The 15348-nt window shown below is 44.8% G+C and carries 24 protein-coding genes; 17 read left to right on the top strand and 7 right to left on the bottom strand.

Translation table 11 applies throughout. From position 1 onward, the window contains the following. Positions 1-101: 101 nt before the first annotated feature. Positions 102-248 carry a hypothetical protein gene (locus tag I592_RS21785; RefSeq protein WP_010778891.1) on the bottom strand — a complete coding sequence of 49 codons (147 nt, stop codon included), beginning with the start codon at positions 246-248 and terminating at the stop codon, positions 102-104. 272 nt (positions 249-520) lie between these two features. On the opposite strand from I592_RS21785, the gene I592_RS19265 reads away from it, so the two are divergent. The 3 genes from I592_RS19265 (at position 521) to I592_RS19255 (ending at position 2657) form a co-directional block, all read left to right on the top strand. After that, a complete protein-coding gene (locus I592_RS19265) occupies positions 521-1243 on the top strand; it encodes a C39 family peptidase (RefSeq protein WP_044926907.1) in 723 nt (240 codons plus the stop codon). A gap of 107 nt (positions 1244-1350) precedes the next feature. Then, a complete protein-coding gene (locus tag I592_RS19260) occupies positions 1351-1779 on the top strand; it encodes a universal stress protein (RefSeq protein ID WP_044926763.1) in 429 nt (142 codons plus the stop codon). Positions 1780-1901: 122 nt separating this feature from the next. Beyond that, on the top strand, positions 1902-2657 hold the full coding sequence (locus I592_RS19255) for a MerR family transcriptional regulator (RefSeq protein WP_010778894.1): 756 nt from the start codon (positions 1902-1904) through the stop codon (positions 2655-2657). Between the two features lie 22 nt (positions 2658-2679). On the opposite strand, the gene I592_RS19250 is transcribed toward I592_RS19255, so the two are convergent. Further along, positions 2680-3360, bottom strand: a complete 681-nt coding sequence (locus I592_RS19250; RefSeq protein ID WP_010778895.1) for a hypothetical protein — start codon at positions 3358-3360, stop codon at positions 2680-2682. Positions 3361-3486: 126 nt separating this feature from the next. Between I592_RS19250 and I592_RS19245 the strand changes: the two genes are divergently transcribed. Continuing rightward, positions 3487-3747 carry a hypothetical protein gene (locus tag I592_RS19245; protein ID WP_010778896.1) on the top strand — a complete coding sequence of 87 codons (261 nt, stop codon included), beginning with the start codon at positions 3487-3489 and terminating at the stop codon, positions 3745-3747. A gap of 451 nt (positions 3748-4198) precedes the next feature. Further along, complete coding sequence (locus I592_RS19240; RefSeq protein WP_010778897.1) at positions 4199-4624, top strand: universal stress protein; 426 nt, start codon at positions 4199-4201, stop codon at positions 4622-4624. Between the two features lie 34 nt (positions 4625-4658). Here I592_RS19240 and I592_RS19235 read toward each other — a convergent pair whose 3' ends face one another. Together I592_RS19235 and I592_RS19230 are read right to left on the bottom strand one after the other, a co-directional pair. Further along, positions 4659-4919 (bottom strand): hypothetical protein, encoded by a 261-nt coding sequence (locus tag I592_RS19235; RefSeq protein WP_010778898.1) that lies wholly within the window; start codon positions 4917-4919, stop codon positions 4659-4661. Further along, entirely contained in the window at positions 4906-5160 is a 255-nt protein-coding gene (locus I592_RS19230; RefSeq protein ID WP_044926760.1) for a DUF5960 family protein, read from the bottom strand. Before I592_RS19230 ends, I592_RS19235 begins: the two co-directional genes overlap by 14 nt. Positions 5161-5423: 263 nt before the next feature. Here I592_RS19230 and I592_RS21495 point away from each other — a divergent pair, with 263 nt between their 5' ends. Continuing rightward, positions 5424-5609 (top strand): hypothetical protein, encoded by a 186-nt coding sequence (locus I592_RS21495; RefSeq protein WP_167540794.1) that lies wholly within the window; start codon positions 5424-5426, stop codon positions 5607-5609. Between the two features lie 49 nt (positions 5610-5658). Here the strand turns inward: I592_RS21495 and I592_RS19225 are convergent, their stop codons facing one another. Then, positions 5659-6030 (bottom strand): hypothetical protein, encoded by a 372-nt coding sequence (locus tag I592_RS19225; RefSeq protein WP_010778900.1) that lies wholly within the window; start codon positions 6028-6030, stop codon positions 5659-5661. A gap of 240 nt (positions 6031-6270) precedes the next feature. On the opposite strand from I592_RS19225, the gene I592_RS19220 reads away from it, so the two are divergent. From I592_RS19220 to I592_RS19200, 5 genes are all read left to right on the top strand, one after another. After that, positions 6271-7131 (top strand): Rpn family recombination-promoting nuclease/putative transposase, encoded by an 861-nt coding sequence (locus tag I592_RS19220; RefSeq protein ID WP_010778901.1) that lies wholly within the window; start codon positions 6271-6273, stop codon positions 7129-7131. 36 nt (positions 7132-7167) lie between these two features. Then, a complete protein-coding gene (locus tag I592_RS19215) occupies positions 7168-7356 on the top strand; it encodes a hypothetical protein (protein ID WP_010778902.1) in 189 nt (62 codons plus the stop codon). Between the two features lie 35 nt (positions 7357-7391). Next, positions 7392-7601, top strand: a complete 210-nt coding sequence (locus tag I592_RS19210) for a hypothetical protein (RefSeq protein WP_010778903.1) — start codon at positions 7392-7394, stop codon at positions 7599-7601. A gap of 30 nt (positions 7602-7631) precedes the next feature. After that, the gene (locus tag I592_RS19205; protein WP_010778904.1) at positions 7632-7859 is read left to right on the top strand and encodes a hypothetical protein; all 228 of its coding nucleotides are present in this window, start codon (positions 7632-7634) and stop codon (positions 7857-7859) included. A 198-nt stretch (positions 7860-8057) separates the two neighbouring features. After that, positions 8058-8495, top strand: a complete 438-nt coding sequence (locus I592_RS19200; RefSeq protein WP_010778905.1) for a universal stress protein — start codon at positions 8058-8060, stop codon at positions 8493-8495. A 22-nt stretch (positions 8496-8517) separates the two neighbouring features. On the opposite strand, the gene I592_RS19195 is transcribed toward I592_RS19200, so the two are convergent. After that, positions 8518-8838 (bottom strand): DUF960 family protein, encoded by a 321-nt coding sequence (locus I592_RS19195; protein WP_010778906.1) that lies wholly within the window; start codon positions 8836-8838, stop codon positions 8518-8520. Positions 8839-9029: 191 nt separating this feature from the next. Between I592_RS19195 and I592_RS19190 the strand changes: the two genes are divergently transcribed. Continuing rightward, the gene (locus I592_RS19190; RefSeq protein ID WP_010778907.1) at positions 9030-9917 is read left to right on the top strand and encodes a diacylglycerol/lipid kinase family protein; all 888 of its coding nucleotides are present in this window, start codon (positions 9030-9032) and stop codon (positions 9915-9917) included. A gap of 21 nt (positions 9918-9938) precedes the next feature. Beyond that, a complete protein-coding gene (locus I592_RS19185) occupies positions 9939-10346 on the top strand; it encodes a pyridoxamine 5'-phosphate oxidase family protein (RefSeq protein ID WP_010778908.1) in 408 nt (135 codons plus the stop codon). Between the two features lie 59 nt (positions 10347-10405). Here the strand turns inward: I592_RS19185 and I592_RS19180 are convergent, their stop codons facing one another. After that, a complete protein-coding gene (locus tag I592_RS19180) occupies positions 10406-11665 on the bottom strand; it encodes an MFS transporter (protein WP_010778909.1) in 1260 nt (419 codons plus the stop codon). A gap of 420 nt (positions 11666-12085) precedes the next feature. Between I592_RS19180 and I592_RS19175 the strand changes: the two genes are divergently transcribed. The 4 genes from I592_RS19175 to I592_RS19160 all read left to right on the top strand — a co-directional run bounded on the left by I592_RS19175 (position 12086) and on the right by I592_RS19160 (position 15345). Continuing rightward, positions 12086-12652, top strand: a complete 567-nt coding sequence (locus I592_RS19175; RefSeq protein WP_010778910.1) for a glycerol-3-phosphate responsive antiterminator — start codon at positions 12086-12088, stop codon at positions 12650-12652. A gap of 104 nt (positions 12653-12756) precedes the next feature. Continuing rightward, a complete protein-coding gene (locus I592_RS19170; RefSeq protein ID WP_010778911.1) occupies positions 12757-13533 on the top strand; it encodes an SDR family NAD(P)-dependent oxidoreductase in 777 nt (258 codons plus the stop codon). A gap of 58 nt (positions 13534-13591) precedes the next feature. Further along, the gene (locus I592_RS19165; RefSeq protein ID WP_010778912.1) at positions 13592-14713 is read left to right on the top strand and encodes an ABC transporter ATP-binding protein; all 1122 of its coding nucleotides are present in this window, start codon (positions 13592-13594) and stop codon (positions 14711-14713) included. Positions 14714-14724: 11 nt separating this feature from the next. Then, entirely contained in the window at positions 14725-15345 is a 621-nt protein-coding gene (locus I592_RS19160) for an ABC transporter permease (RefSeq protein ID WP_010778913.1), read from the top strand. Positions 15346-15348 lie beyond the last annotated feature (3 nt).

The raw sequence follows: 15348 nt of genomic DNA, 5'->3' as shown, positions 1-15348 counted from the left end.
CAGACGAGGCTAATGCGTTAGTTAAGTGATCATTTTTCCAAAACCACGAAAAATGAATCGGATCACCGTTGCATAGAGGTTGTTTCTACCAAACGGTTCTCTTAGTTCTTTTGCAATTCTTGTACCGCTTTTTCAATCGTTACACCCGTTGCTACATGGTTTTTGTCGTTCTTATCGAAAACGATAAAAAGGTTCAACTCTGTATCCAACGTGACACGGTATTGCACATTTTTGTTATCGAATGTCATAATCATTCTCCTTTCTTCTTGTCACGAAAGGCAACTATTACGCTGATAACGAAATTCCACCTATAAATATAACACGAATCGAGGGGAATTACTAACAAAAAGTTTGTAACCGCCATCAAAAAATTTAAACTTATTAAATCCTTAACTTTCATTTTAGAAAGCCTTCACAACATTTAAAATAACTTAATAATCATCTGATTTAAGGGGTTATCGTTGGTATATACCTTATTTATCCGTATAATTCCAAGTGGACTCTAATGATAGGTGATGACATGAAGAAAAGAAGAATAACTGTAGTGCTGATTCTGCTTGTAGTAATCAGCGGCGGTATTTATATCGCTAAAGGAAAGAATGATTGGACCGAGCTGATCGACCAAACAGAACAGGAAAAGAAGCTCGTTTTAGATGTGCCGTTAGAAAATCAATTTGACGGGGATGCCCTGGAAAATGGGTGTGAAGTGACGGCGTTATCCATGCTGCTGCGTTATTATGGCTTTGATACAACGAAAAATGAGCTGGCAGACGAACTGGATTATCAGCCGCTGTACACAGAATCTGGCAATTACGGCGATCCTCATTTAGGATTTGTCGGAGACATTACTGGAGGCGATGAGGCGATGGGGGTCGCGGTCGAGCCGATCGCAAAATTAGCCAAGTCAGTCGTAGGGGATGACTACCGCGTCGTGAGCTCCAGCAAAACCTCCTTTGATAAGATCATTGACGTTGTTGGCAGCGGAAAACCGGTGTGGATCGTCGCAACGGTGGAGTTTCAAGTGCCGACCGATAACGACTTTATGCTTTGGGAGACCGATCAAGGCAGCATGTATGTGACGCCTTTGATTCACTCCGCGGTCATTACAGGCTTCGATCGAGAGAAGGAAGTCGTGTATGTGAACGATCCATACGGGTACCAAAACCGTGAAGTTCCCTGGGACGATCTGAAAGAAATCTATGATCAAACCGACAAACAATCCCTTTATCTGGAAAAAATCTAACGCGAAACTACTTCTTTTTCAAGGAAGTGGTTTTTGTCTTCTCTAGGAGAAAAATGCGTACAAAACAGTCACACCTTGCTATACTAGAAGAAAAGGGGGAAGGCATCATGAAAGAACGTTACAGCAACATTTTAGCAGCAGTAGACGGCTCTCCGCAAGCGCACCAGGCATTGATGGAGGCGGTCGAGGCCGCACGAAGAAACAATGCACGTTTGTACATCGCACGAGTCATCAATAACAGCGGCATCATGCTCAATAGTGCGACGCCTGTGTCCCAGATCCTTGAAGAAGAGAAGCAGTATGCCCTTAACGAATTGGAAGAAGAGGCGGCGAAGATTGATTACTACAACAAGCAGTTGATTACGTGTGTCGGCAGTCCTAAAAAAGCCCTATGCTTCGATTTACCTGAAACCTATCACATCGACCTGATTTATATAGGCGCCACAGGGAAAGGCGCGGTCGAACGAGTGCTGGTGGGCTCAACCACAGACTATGTCATTAACAACGCGCCATGCAATGTGATGGTGGTCAAATAATAGGAAAAACCACAGCCAGCAAATTAATGCTGGCTTTTCCTTGACCTTGCCGTAACGTAAAGGTGTAGGATTGGTTTTGTCAGGAAGAAGTCATCACATTCACGAAGGGGAGAAGGGATCAAATGAGTTACACCATCAAACAAATCGCAGAACTTTCAGGCGTCAGTGCACGGACCTTGAGATTCTACGACGAACGCGGATTATTGAGGCCCGCCTTTCTAACCGAGGCTGGGTATCGGATGTATACGGACAAAGAAATTGATCGGCTGCAGCAGATTTTGTTGTACCGATCCATGGGGATTCCTTTAAAAACAATCAAAGAATTGATCGACCGGCCTGACGAAAAAATCCAAGATACCTTGATTCAGCAAAGAGACGAACTGATCCGCAAACGCGGAGAATTGGATCGCCTGCTGCAGGTCCTTGAGGACACCTTGGGGTATTACAAGGGAGAGATTCGAATGACAAATAAAGAAAAATTTGACGCCTTCAAGCAGCAACGACTGCTGGAAAATGAAGAGAATTACGGCACAGAGGTCCGCGAAAAATACGGAGAAGACGCCGTAGCCCATGCCAACCAAAAATGGCAGAACATGAGCGAGAAAGAGTACGACGAGTTGACCGCGATTGAAGGAGAGCTGACGCAGAAATTGTCTGCTTTTTTAGAGGAACAGACACTGCCAAGTCAGCTGGCGAAAGAAGTGTTTGAGCTGCACAAATCTTGGCTGCAATTTAGCTGGAAGAAGTATTCTGGCGAAGCGCACAAGGGAGTAGCCGAAATGTATCTTGCAGATGAACGGTTTACCCGTTATTACGATGACAAAAGCGGTGTCGGCGCCGCGGAGGCATTGTATCAAATCATTCAGTATTACGCATAGAAAAAAAGGATTGTGCTTCGGCTCAATCCTTTTTTGCGTCCAACAGGCGTAATGAGCGCTGTGCTTCTGCCAAGAATACCGTTTCTTGCAGCAACACAGCCTTACTTTGGGGAAAAGCGGAAAAACAAATAAGCATTTTCCATGGAATCAACGCATCTTTTCGATGGGTATGTTTTAACGATAAAAGCCGCTGATAATGGGCTTCAGTTGCTACCGAGGGATGATAAAAGGCCATGAACCCAAGAGCATCGATCAGCTCTCTCAAGGGAAACGGCGACAGTTGCTCAGCAGAATCAAGCAGCATCGGGAAAATATCAGGCGACATCCGACCCAACGAACGAGCGATCAAATCCCGTGGCAAAGGATAGGATTTCTTCTTTGACGGGGCGATCGGCGTTCGATGCTGATTGTGACCGATGTTATTCAGCAACGGAATCATCTCCCGTGCAGTCGCTTCACCGCCGCTCTCCAGCTTTGCGGTGATCGCTAATCGGGTATACAAAGCAGGCTCATGAATCAGCGCTCTTAATAAAATGTGTGTCGTGTCACAATCTAAAGGCAATAATCGTGCGGCAACCGTACGTTCGCAAGCATCTGTTGAGGCAAGCAACGCAATCAGGTCACTACGCGACAACCCTCGATACCGGGATAAATCGGCTTCTTCTACCCATCCTCGACCTTTTCGTTGAAGATCCTTGTTCATATCAGCAACTCCTTTTAAAGAAGTATACCAGAAAAATACCGTCGATAATTTTGTGTTTTATTTCACAAAATGATTGATTTTAAGAATCGGATATGCTATTATCAAAAAAAAGAAGAGGTGATGGGAATGACAAAAGTAGTTGCGAATCCTATGGAATTAAGAGATGCTATTCGTTGTGAGAAACAATCGATTTCAATCACAGGCGGCTTCGCCAAAATGATGCAGCCGATAGTGAGCCAGAAAGAAGTGGATGTAAACAGATTGGATCTGCCGACATTCGTAAAATTGGCGCTCGATCCTAGAACACTGGAAACATTAGCGACCGCGTACCAAGTAGCTAAGAAAAACGATACAAAAAATGTTGAATTAGAATATGTAAAAGGCTAATTTTTTTACCTGTGTTTGTGAAAAAAGTATCAAAGTGTAAAAAGTGTCTCTTAAGAAAGCAAAGACACCAGAGGGACGTACCCCTTTAAAAATGGTAGAATATCGATAAAATAATAGCTTTAATAATTTTTTTTGACAGTATTTAAATAGAATGAATACTTTTTCGAAATAAAAATATTTAGTAACATTCAGAATAAATTTGAAAATGTTAAAAAAACAATTCATAAAATCGCCAAAAGAAGAAAGAAATCTGTTAAAATGTGAATATGAGGAAGACCTCTCTCAATCTTTCTTAGCTAGTAGTATTTGACTAGCATCCCCTTTAAGCACCTTGACGTTCAAGGTGCTTTTTTCTTTTCTCTAAAAATGAGTCGTTCTAAAAAAAAGCGCTTCATAAACGCTGTACAAAAGGACCCTCCATTCGATACAATAGAAGAAAGGGGGACTTACCATGAAAGAATCATACAAAAGAATTCTTGTCGCAGTCGATTCATCTGAACAAGCACGACGCGCGTTTCAAGAAGCCATCGAAGTCACTCGCAGGAATGATGCCCACTTGTATATTTTGATTGTCTCTGATACCAACCATTTAGGTGCCGAGCCCTATGCGGTGGACCAAGTCGTCAAGCAAGCGCATAAAGCAGCCGGAGCAGTCGTAGAGTCCTTGGAAGAATTGATCCCAGAAGATATTGCACACACGACGATCGTCGATGATGGCAATCCAAAAGCAAAAATCGTTGCCTACGCAGAAGAGGAAAAGATCGATTTGATTTTGATGGGCGCGACGGGTACCGGAACCTTTTCACGTCTGTTACTCGGTTCAACCACTGCATTCGTCGTGAACAATGCCCCGTGCAACGTCATGGTCGTTCGCTAACATAGAAGAAGCCAGCACATTTTTGTGCTGGCTTTTAGCTTGCAGTTTGATAGGCTTGAATATCCGTCATAAGTTTGGTTTTTCCTATCACTGCATATTTTGCGATGATCAGTTGGTCCCGGGCATTTCTTCTCCCCGATACAACGATCGTCAGCCCATTTTCCACATCTGCGAGAAAATTCAACGAGTGGGTCGCAATCAAACAGTTGGTACCAGCAAGCTGAAAATAAACCAGCGGCTGTTGCGAAAATTGGATGATCTTCAACTTCTCTACTGTTCCCTTAAGCGATTCCATCAGCCGTCCTCCTCGTATGGATGCCTTTAAAAACAAGCTCATTATTTTTACGTTCAAATTGGAAATAAATATCCTTCTTCCGCCCAGTCTTAACAGCAGGAATAACAAAATAATCGCGATCTTCCGCATCCATCTTCGCTGTGATCTGATTCAAACATAAGGCCAGCGGCAAAGAGTCCTTCACTAAGGAATCATACGTGCGGTAAAAAAGTTCAACAGAATCTGGACTAATCATAGACATGGTCATCACCTCATACATAGTATACGAACATTTGTTCGATAAGTAAAGAAAAAAGAGAGCCTTTTTTATAAAACTACGCAAAAAAAAGAAACCTCCATGTAGTAATGGAAAGTTTCTTAAAAAAATACCTGTTTTACTAAAACAAAGACGATCGCCCAAAAAAGCAGGCAAAAGAGCAGGGCGATTCGGTATATGATGTGTTTGGGCTGTCGATAGAGCCAGTGGGACAATTTTTTCATAGCTAAATTCCTTTTTTATTCGTTGTGGAACGTCGATTGATTGACATGAAAATCTTTCTATTAAAGAGAGAAAAACGCACACCAGCAATTTCTGCAGGCGTGCGTTTGAAAAGCGTGGACGGTTGGAATCGAACCAACACCTCTGTCTTAAATGCGGACTACATCATTGAACGAGTAAAACACCAAGTTCATCCACGCTTATCAGTATAGCGAAATGTTCGATAGATTCAAAGAACACGCACGCTTAATTAAAAAATTATTATACTTTGACCTTTTTCAAGGACTCTTCGGAAAATTCTTTGGCAATCATCCACCCATAGCTTTCAGTAATCGCCGCAGCGGTGGAGCCATTAACGATGTTGCCGGCAACAGGAAGCTTGCCTGCTAAGAAGCGAGCCGTCATCTGCCCAGCCTTTTGCGCTAAAAACTGTGTCGCCAGCGCCTTTGCTGCGCCTTGCTCCAGCTTGACGTGGAACACTTTTCCTAAGGCGATCACCATCGCTGTCTGGATCGGCAATAAAACCGTGGCATCAGGGAAAGGCAATTGCGCCATCCCCGCACCGACACCGGCAGCGGCTGTGGAGGCACTATGAATGATGAGATGGGCTTTTCTTCGTTGTGTTTTATTCATCTCTGATTCTCCTTATTCGTTCTGTGAAGAAAGTGTAGCACCTTGATCAGAAAAGGACAATTTATACAACCTGCCTTAAAGCAGTTTTAAAGAATCATGTACTCACAGGCGTCCCTTGCGAAAGATTCCTGTGTTTTTTTGCGTAGGTTGTTGTAGAAGAAAATCGAGAGCACATGCTATAATGGGGGCGAGAAAAGCCTTCCTTGCTTGCACGTGTGCTGTCTGGAAGGTCGTGAAACGATGAAAAACTATCTGCCAACAAATGATTTACTCTTTAAAAAAATGCTCACCTCTGAAGATTCCGCGTCAATCCTAAAAAATTTTGTCAAAGATCTGCTCGGCTTGGAATTCAAGTCCCTGACCCCCAAGGAAACATACCACATCGATAGTTATAAAAAAGCCTTTGAAAATGTAGAAATCGGATTGACCGAGGTCGATATCTTGGCTATCACGGAAGACGGCAGCCACGCGACGATCGAATGCCAAATTCAACCGCATCAATACTTCCAAGAACGGACCTTGTTCTATCTCGTCGAAGCCTTCCGCGCTGCTTATGGCAACAGCGATGCCGAGACATTCATAAAAAAGAACAACTTTTCAACATTGCGACCCGCCTACGGAATCAATATCATTGATTTTCATTTATTCGATAAAGAACAAGACGCCCTGCAAATCTACCGTCTGCTGAACGAGAAAACCCATCAGCCATTTTTAGGCACCAAAAAAAGAGAACTATTTGTCCTTTGTTTCCTAAGTTTAAAAAATAAACACGTCGCGCCAAACAGCGCCTCTCAACACTGGCAATATTTCTTAAAAACTGGAGAAGTCCTACAAGACGCCCCATCCTACATTAAAACAGCAAAGAAGAAGATCAGTTATTACCAACTGAACAAGGAGGAAAGAACCATGATCATGAGAATCAATAAAGCCAAAGCCATCGATGACGCCGTGCGATCAACACAGTTGATGGAGGCGCTTGCGAAAAGGGACCGAGAGATCGCCCTCAACTTATTAAAAACGGACCTTTCAATCATTCAGATTTCAGAAGCAACAGGAATGCCTGTGGAAGACATAAAAAAACTGAAAGAGGATCAAAAGTAACCTTGTCCGCATCGCCAACGAAAGGAACTTCTGCTTATGAAAAATGCTAAAGCCAAAGCCATCGATGACGCCGTACGATCAACACAGTTGATGGAGGCGCTTGCGAAAAGGGACCGAGAGATTGCACTCAACTTATTAAAAACGGACCTTTCACTCATTCAGATTTCAGAAGCAACAGGAATGCCTGTGGAAGACATCCAAAAGCTGAAAGAGGATCAAAAATAACCGTGTCGCATCGCCAACGAAAGGAACTTCTGCTTATGAAAAATGCTAAAGCCAAAGCCATTGATGACGCCGTAAGATCAACACAATTGATGGAGGCACGAGAAGAAGAGCGCGCAAAAAATAAACAGAAGATCCGAGAGATCGTCCTCAACTTATTAAAAACAGACCTTTCACTCATTCAGATTTCAGAAGCAACAGGAATGCCCGTGGAAGACATCAAAAAGCTGAAAGAGGATCAAAAGTAACTGTGTAGCCAACGAAAGGAACTTCTGCTTATGAAAAATGCTAAAGCCAAAGCTATCGATGACGCCGTGCGATCAACACAGTTGATGGAGGCAAGAGAAGAAGAGCACGCAAAAAATAAACAGAAGATCCGACAGATCGTCCTCAACTTATTAAAAACAGACCTTTCACTCATTCAGATTTCAGAAGCGACAGGAATGCCTGTAGAAGACATCCAAAAGCTGAAAAACCGCGAACGCCATACTACTGAAAGCGAATAGAATTGGTTGTACAAAGATACTGATTGCTAGGAACGGGACTTAAAGAGGGGAAGTGAGAATCTCCCCGACTTTTTTAACGCTTGATCTCGGGGCTTATTTGGAGTGTCCTCAAAAAATAAAAAAACAAAGAGAAAGAAGTAGTTTTCTTTTTAGAATAGGGACCAGAATGATAAACTAAGGGGGAAAGAGGTGGCAAAAATGGTGGATGAATATAAGAATATTTTAGTTGCTGTGGATGGCTCGGAGCAGTCTAAAAAGGCCTTTGATGAGGCGATCAATATCGCAAAAAGGAACAAGGGGAAATTGACCTTGGCGACCGTGATCGACACGGCTAGTTTCAGTGGAACGACTGGGGGAAACTCGATTCCTTTGATGCAGGAAGTCCATGAGAAGGCGCAGAAAATCATCACGGATCTGGAGCATCATCGCGTGGCGGAGGAGCAAGAGGTTCATTTGACTTCGCAAATCATTGCTGGCAATCCGAAACGGGAAATCGTGGAGCTGGCTGAAAAGCTGGAAACAGATTTGATCGTGATGGGGGCGACTGGATTAGGCGCGTTATCGCTGATTTTTGTAGGTTCAACCACCGCGTACGTCGTCAATCAAGCACCCTGCAATGTGATGGTCGTAAAATAACAAAAACGTTTGGCCGTAGTGGTCAAACGTTTTTTTCGTCTAGCGTCATGAGCAGCTCTTCGCCAGTATCATAGACATACATTACTTTTGGAAATTCGATGTCGTCGTAGGCTTCGACATACGGGGCGGTGATGCCATCTGAGAAATAAGGCTCACTTTGGGAATAGACGACACTGAGTGTACGGGCCATTTTGTTTTTAAAAAAGTGAAAACGTTGCGGCGAAGTCAGCGGCAATCCCTTTAGCGGCCGCATGAAGATCATGTGCCAAATTTCCTGCTGCATATGCTCAGGGATCGCAGTGAAGGGGACGTCGCTTCTTCGTGTTTTTTTCGGTTCAAACAATTTCTTCACCCTCTCTTTGCTTTATCATAGCAGTTTTTTAATAGAAAAAAAGTGAAAATGCTCAAATTCCTATGATTTAGGTCGTTAAAACAGTTTTTTTGCCTTAAAAATGATAAGGTAAAAGGGAGTAGTTTTAGTTATTTAGCGCGAAAAGAAACGTGAAAACAGCAAATGAATGAGGGTGAAAGAACATGCGCTATGGAATTTTTTTTAATCCGAATGCAGGAGACGGAGATGCGGAGGAATCAGCAAAAAAAATGCGGGAGAAGTTTGAAAAAGCGGGGCACTCGGCAGACTTTTTAACGGCACCTGATGCGGAGAAAGCAATCAAGAAAGTGAAAGAGGCGATCGACGATTACGATGGTCTTGTCGCGATCGGCGGGGACGGTTCTTTGAACATCGTGGGGACAGCGTTTGTTCAGGCTGGAAAAGCCATTCCGTTAGGCATCATCCCTGGAGGAACGATTAATAACTTCGCGAAACGCTGGCATCTTCCAATGGACGAGGAAGATGCGATGGACGTGATCCTCGCGGGTCATCAACGGAAGGTCGGGATCGCTGCCTGCGACGATCGGCAGAAAGCCATTATCAGCTCCTTTACCTTTGGGTCCTTTGCGGATATCTCCAACGAAGTGCGGCAAAGTGAAAAGCGGAAATTCGGGTTGATCGTGTATCCGTTAAAAGCGTTGAAGCAAGTCGGGAAGGATACTTCTTATCCTGTCGAGATCACCGCAGATAATTACCACGAGAAATTGAAGGTGTGGTTTTCTTTAGCAACGACCACCCATTCGATCGGCGGCAGACCGTATGTCGATACCGATTATGATGAGCTTCATGTCAGCATCTTGCACAATATGCGTCTCAGAAAATTGCTTCAGCTCTTGCGTTTTGTATTTACGGGACGTTTAAAGGATTCAGATGCCATGACGTATCTGGAGACGAACAAGTTAGAGATCACGCCTTTGACGGATAAAAAAATCTATTCCCGCATCGACGGGGACAAAGGACCAGCATTGCCGTTAACCGTGGAATTTTTGGCAGATTTTGTGCCGCTTTATGTACCAGAAACACACGAATAGTACAAGCGAGGGGGGACAAAAATGGATAAGAATATGGAGAAGTTGTTGGCAAGTGCAGACACATTCACAATGATCACAATGGACAATCGCGGATTTCCCCATGCGATCGCTATTTCACCGCCGTTGGAACGAAATGGGTTTTACTATTTCAAATTTTATATCAATGGCGACGGGCGAACCGCAGAGAATATTCGGCAAAATCGCATCGGCAGCTTGTTTTGCTTCAACAAAGAAAAGCATGAAAGTATCGCGTTAAAGGGGTACTTGTTTGTGGAAGAATTGGTCGAGTACAAAAAATTGGCTGCGCAGCTCAATGAATTTCAAAAAGAGCTGGATTATGAGCATCCAGTCATCGCGGTCTTTGAGACCTTGAGCGTCAAGCATTATGAAAATATGCACGGTGAATTTTTGGATGTGCCGGAAAAATAACAAAAAGGGTCAACTCTTGCAGGAGTTGACCCTTTTGTATGTGGCTAGAGGAACGATCGTTAGTCGATGTTCGCTGAGACTGTACCAGAAGCTTTGGCTTTCTTGATGATGACAGCCAATACTAATGAGAAGATGATACAACCGATCCCCATCGCGATCGCATACATGAACATCATGTTGAAGCCGGTTTTTCCTGGATTATTATCCAGCCAGCCGCCGATCATGGTGTACATGAAGACATCCGGCAAATAGCCAAGACACGAAACGATTCCAGAAACACGTCCGGTCATTTCCACTGGGAAGCCCGCATCATCAATGATCGCGAAGTACTGACTGCGAACTACATAGATGAAGAACAAGCCGAAGATAAAGTTCACGATGACGGCAACCAGCATCCCTGCGTTGGCTGGCAATACTAAGAAACCAGCGAAGCTGAGTGTCAGCAAGGCTGCACCGCCGATGATTACCCGCAGACGAGACCCTAATTTATCCGCGATGATTCCGCCGATGACCCCGCCGGCAGCTTGAACTAAATAACGGATCGCGCCGAGCTGTGCACCGCCTGAGACAGACAAGCCATAAACATTGATGGCAAATGTATTGATGTAGCCTAAAATGCCATACATACTGTAGGCAAAGAAGACGATCGCTACTAAGACCCATGTACGAGGGATCTTCAGCGTTTTGAACATACCGATAACTACTTTAGAAAGAGGCTCTGAATGTGTTTCTGCTTCCGTGTCTTCAATAACAAACCAATTTAAAATACCAATGACGAAAACAGTGATCGCACAAACACGAATAGCCCAAGCGGTTCCTAAAACTTCATTTGAGAAGCGGACGAATACCGCATTCATTCCAACAACCAACAACCAATTCAGCAACCCGCGTAAACCTTCTTGCCAACCAAACAAACGTCCTTGCTCCGAACTGTCGCCCAACATCCGTGTGGCTTTGATGGCCGCAGACCAATACGTGATGATCGTCGAGATCCCCATCAAAACGAAGATAAGCCGGCTGATCTGAAAGCCTGGGAATGTGGAGAACCACCAACCCAAAACGCCTGTCACTAAGAATGAAACGGTCAACAACTTCCGTGCGGAGAACTTATCCGCGACGACTCCGCCGACAAAGTACGAAAAAGTCGCCATCGTCGCATATCCTGATGAGAGCATCCCCATCTGCGCGTTGGTCAGATCCATCGCTTTTTGAATCGGTACATAAAACGTCTCCCGAATGTACGGGAGCTGGAAAATGATTCCGGCACCGGCTGACAGTAGTAACAACGTTCCCCATTTTTTAACTGCTTCTCTGTTCATATAACACCCTCCTGCTTGTGAATTGTTCTACAAAAAAACAAAAAAGAAGCAACGCTTAAAAAAGCGTTACTTCTCTCTGGTCTCCAGTAACACCCAAAGTATAGAATTATATGAAAGCGATGTCAACGTTTTTTTTGAAACTATAGTCAACTAAATTGTCTTTTTTTTGAATGTTACGAAAGGAAAACAGTCAAAAAACGTTGCTATTTCAATAAAAGATAAGGGGTTTAGTTGCTTGGGAGCGATTGACGAACTTCGTATTTTCCCGTAGACTATAAAAATAATCACTTTCAGAGATGAACAGTGAATGGACGTTTTTTCTTCTCGCTGTAGCTGCTCACGGCGAATTTCTCATGAAAGAGTTTGTGAGGTATGGTAGAATGAAAGCGTATTAAATTACTTGGTAGGGACAGTAGACAGATGAAAAATAAAATTATACAAATGATGGAAGACAATCCATTGATAGCAGCGATCAATAGTAAACGCAGTTTTGAGAAAGCGTTGACCTGCGAAAGTGACATTATCTTCGTTCTTTATGGCGATGTTTGCAGCATCGTGGATATTGTCGACCAATTAAAAGAAGCTGGAAAAATCGTGATGGTCGATGTGGATCTGATCGATGGACTGGCGACCAAAGAGACGGCGGTTGATTATTTGAAGCGAGCCACAAAAGCAGATGGCATCATCAGCTCAAAGTCGATCTTGCTGCGGGCGGCGAATGCGCGGGGACTCTTTACAGTCCATCGGTTCTTTTTGATCGATTCAAAATCGTTTCACAATCTGCCTAAGCAGTTAGGAACGTCAAAGGCCGATGTCGTGGAGGTGCTGCCGGGAGCGATGCCCAAAGTACTTTCCTGGGTACAGGAGGTCGTGGATGTTCCGATCATCGCCAGCGGGTTGGTTTGCGACAAGGAGCTCGTCATGACTGCCCTGCAGGCAGGAGCAGTAGCCATTTCAACCACAAACATGGATGTTTGGGAAATATAAAAAATAGAAAACGGTCGTTGATGCTAAGAGGAGAGAGAAAAGCGGACACCAGCTTATTTGGTGTCCGCTTTTTTGTCTGCATACGGACCGATGGGGGGACATAAATGGAAATAACAGAATTCAGCATGGATCTTTTCTCGCTGAGGGGGAAATCAGCCATCGTCACAGGAGGCAACACCGGCATCGGGCGTGCCTTCTCGTTGGCGCTCGCGCAAAGTGGTGCGAATATCCTTGTTCCGAGCTTGATCGATGACGATGGGACGACGCAGAAGATTATTGAAGAGACGGGTTCCTGCTATGTTTTCATGGAAGTGGATTTGACAGATGAAGGGGTCCCTCAGCAGGTGGTAGAGCATTGTGTCGAGGTCTTCGGAACAGTAGACATACTGGTGAATTGTGCGGGAATGTATCTTTCTGAGGAGGTTCGTCACTTCGACCGTGCTAAATGGGACCCGATGATTCAATTGAATTTGACGGCGGCTTTTGAGATGTCTCATGAGGCAGCCAAAAAAATGATTCCGCAAAAAAGCGGCAAGATCATCAACATTTGTTCGCTCTTTGCCTTCTTAGGCGGACAGTCATCCCCAGCAAATGCGGCGGCGAAGCATGGATTGGTCGGGCTGACCAAAGCCTATTGCGACGAATTGGCGGGGCATAATATTCAAGTAAATGGCCTGGCGCCGGGGTATCTGGCTACGGATATGACGAAGCGGGATCGCGACGACCCTGTGACCAATCAAAAAGTTTTGGCGCATGTGCCCGCCAATTATTGGGGAGAGCCGGCGGATTTGATGGGGGCGCTGATTTTCTTGGCTAGTTCGGCCTCGAATTTTGTGAATGGCCATATTTTACCCATTGATGGCGGGTATTTGGTTCGATAATCTCTAGCCGCCCAGATTCACTGGCGGCCTAGTACATAATGGATGGAGGAAACAATGTATGATCGAGTTTGAGCAGGTTGAAAAAAGATATGGAGAAAAAGCAATCGCCGTCCACCCGTTTGATTTAACGATTGAGGATAATCAGTTTATTTGTGTTATTGGTACGAGCGGAAGCGGAAAAACCACCTTGGTGCGGATGATCAATCGCATGATCGAGCCGTCTAAGGGCAGTATCAAGATCAATGGAGAAGACGTTACGCAGCTAAATGAAGATGAATTACGCAGAAAAATCGGGTATGTGATCCAGAACATCGGATTATTTCCCCATATGACGATCAAGGAAAACATCATGATCGTTCCCAAGCTGTTGAAATGGAGCGAGGAGAAAAAGGCGGGGATCGCGGAACGCTTGATCCAGCGGGTGGATCTGCCGTTGGACTATTTAGAACGCAAGCCGAAAAATCTTTCTGGCGGGCAGCAGCAGCGGATCGGCGTGATTCGTGCATTGGCAGCGAGTCAGGACATCATTTTGATGGACGAGCCGTTCGGTGCCTTGGACCCGATCACCCGAGACGCGCTGCAGGAGATGATCAAAGGCTTGCAGCAGGAGATGAAAAAGACGATCGTTTTTGTCACCCATGATATGGATGAGGCGATCAAGCTGGCGGACAAGATCATTATCATGGACCACGGCGAGATCGTTCAATACGACACGGTGGAAACGATCTTGGAACATCCTGCCAATGATTTCGTAGAGGAGCTGATCGGAAAACGCAAGCGAAACAGCTACTACAACAATGAAATGACTGTGGCGGACTTGATGGTGCCCCGGGTCGAAGCTATTTCTATCAGTAAATCGATCACGGATGCGATTCGCCAAATGTCGGAAAAGAAAGTCGATACGTTATTGGTCGTGGACGATCAGCGATGCTTAAAAGGATTTGTGGACATCAATTTTGTAGAGCGGAACATCTCGAAGCTGAAGCCAAATACGTCTGTTTTTGAAGTGATGGGAAAAGACACGGCCAGCGTGAATCAAAACGATCGGGTCGCAAATGTGATCGAGCCATTGATCAATCACACCTACAAATACCTGCCCGTGGTAGATGACGAGGAACATCTGGTTGGGATCGTGACCCGTTCGTCCTTGGTTTCACTCGTACAAGAACAGTTGCAATAGGAGGTGATGGTATGAATTTTTGGTCTGAATATGGCAATGAGATTTTATTGAAATTTTGGGAACATTTCTATTTATCCTTTTTCGCGATTTTTTTAGGGATTCTTGTGGCGGTGCCATTGGGGGCGTTATTGACGCGGCTGTCTAGAGGATCAGAAACCGTGATCAAGGTCGTGGGCGTCTTTCAAACGATCCCGTCATTGGCGCTGCTGTCCATCATGATCCCGCTTTTTGGGATCGGAAAAATTCCGGCGGTCATCGCGCTGTTTTTGTATTCGTTGCTGCCGATCTTGCGAAATACGTATGTGGGCATCAAGTCTGTCGATGCGACTTATCTGGATGCTGCTAAGGGCATGGGCATGTCGCAAATGCAGCGGCTGCTGCAAATCGAGCTGCCGTTAGCGATGGGGGTGATCATGGCTGGGATTCGTGTGTCGACGGTCTATGTCATTTCATGGACGACGCTGGCTGCTTATATTGGTGCGGGCGGTCTGGGGGATTATATTTTCAACGGCTTGAATTTGTACCGGATGGACCTAGTTATGATGGGGACGATCCCTATCACGCTATTGGCGTTGGTCTCTGACGCGCTGTTGAAGCGTTCTGAACAAAAATTAACGATGGATCGAGGGTGAGTG

Source organism: Enterococcus gilvus ATCC BAA-350, from assembly GCF_000407545.1.
Lineage (GTDB): Bacteria > Bacillota > Bacilli > Lactobacillales > Enterococcaceae > Enterococcus_A > Enterococcus_A gilvus.
The sequence above is the reverse complement of the archived record's forward strand: the minus strand, read 5'-3'. Positions and strand labels throughout refer to the sequence as shown.

Bases quoted from the DNA above. Each gene is read 5' to 3' on its own strand.
- I592_RS21785 (WP_010778891.1), bottom strand. From the start codon at position 248: ATGACATTCGATAACAAAAATGTGCAATACCGTGTCACGTTGGATACA.
- I592_RS19265 (WP_044926907.1), top strand. From the start codon at position 521: ATGAAGAAAAGAAGAATAACTGTAGTGCTGATTCTGCTTGTAGTAATC.
- I592_RS19260 (WP_044926763.1), top strand. From the start codon at position 1,351: ATGAAAGAACGTTACAGCAACATTTTAGCAGCAGTAGACGGCTCTCCG.
- I592_RS19255 (WP_010778894.1), top strand. From the start codon at position 1,902: ATGAGTTACACCATCAAACAAATCGCAGAACTTTCAGGCGTCAGTGCA.
- I592_RS19250 (WP_010778895.1), bottom strand. From the start codon at position 3,360: ATGAACAAGGATCTTCAACGAAAAGGTCGAGGATGGGTAGAAGAAGCC.
- I592_RS19245 (WP_010778896.1), top strand. From the start codon at position 3,487: ATGACAAAAGTAGTTGCGAATCCTATGGAATTAAGAGATGCTATTCGT.
- I592_RS19240 (WP_010778897.1), top strand. From the start codon at position 4,199: ATGAAAGAATCATACAAAAGAATTCTTGTCGCAGTCGATTCATCTGAA.
- I592_RS19235 (WP_010778898.1), bottom strand. From the start codon at position 4,919: ATGGAATCGCTTAAGGGAACAGTAGAGAAGTTGAAGATCATCCAATTT.
- I592_RS19230 (WP_044926760.1), bottom strand. From the start codon at position 5,160: ATGTCTATGATTAGTCCAGATTCTGTTGAACTTTTTTACCGCACGTAT.
- I592_RS19225 (WP_010778900.1), bottom strand. From the start codon at position 6,030: ATGAATAAAACACAACGAAGAAAAGCCCATCTCATCATTCATAGTGCC.
- I592_RS19220 (WP_010778901.1), top strand. From the start codon at position 6,271: ATGAAAAACTATCTGCCAACAAATGATTTACTCTTTAAAAAAATGCTC.
- I592_RS19215 (WP_010778902.1), top strand. From the start codon at position 7,168: ATGAAAAATGCTAAAGCCAAAGCCATCGATGACGCCGTACGATCAACA.
- I592_RS19210 (WP_010778903.1), top strand. From the start codon at position 7,392: ATGAAAAATGCTAAAGCCAAAGCCATTGATGACGCCGTAAGATCAACA.
- I592_RS19205 (WP_010778904.1), top strand. From the start codon at position 7,632: ATGAAAAATGCTAAAGCCAAAGCTATCGATGACGCCGTGCGATCAACA.
- I592_RS19200 (WP_010778905.1), top strand. From the start codon at position 8,058: ATGGTGGATGAATATAAGAATATTTTAGTTGCTGTGGATGGCTCGGAG.
- I592_RS19190 (WP_010778907.1), top strand. From the start codon at position 9,030: ATGCGCTATGGAATTTTTTTTAATCCGAATGCAGGAGACGGAGATGCG.
- I592_RS19185 (WP_010778908.1), top strand. From the start codon at position 9,939: ATGGATAAGAATATGGAGAAGTTGTTGGCAAGTGCAGACACATTCACA.
- I592_RS19180 (WP_010778909.1), bottom strand. From the start codon at position 11,665: ATGAACAGAGAAGCAGTTAAAAAATGGGGAACGTTGTTACTACTGTCA.
- I592_RS19175 (WP_010778910.1), top strand. From the start codon at position 12,086: ATGAAAAATAAAATTATACAAATGATGGAAGACAATCCATTGATAGCA.
- I592_RS19170 (WP_010778911.1), top strand. From the start codon at position 12,757: ATGGAAATAACAGAATTCAGCATGGATCTTTTCTCGCTGAGGGGGAAA.
- I592_RS19165 (WP_010778912.1), top strand. From the start codon at position 13,592: ATGATCGAGTTTGAGCAGGTTGAAAAAAGATATGGAGAAAAAGCAATC.
- I592_RS19160 (WP_010778913.1), top strand. From the start codon at position 14,725: ATGAATTTTTGGTCTGAATATGGCAATGAGATTTTATTGAAATTTTGG.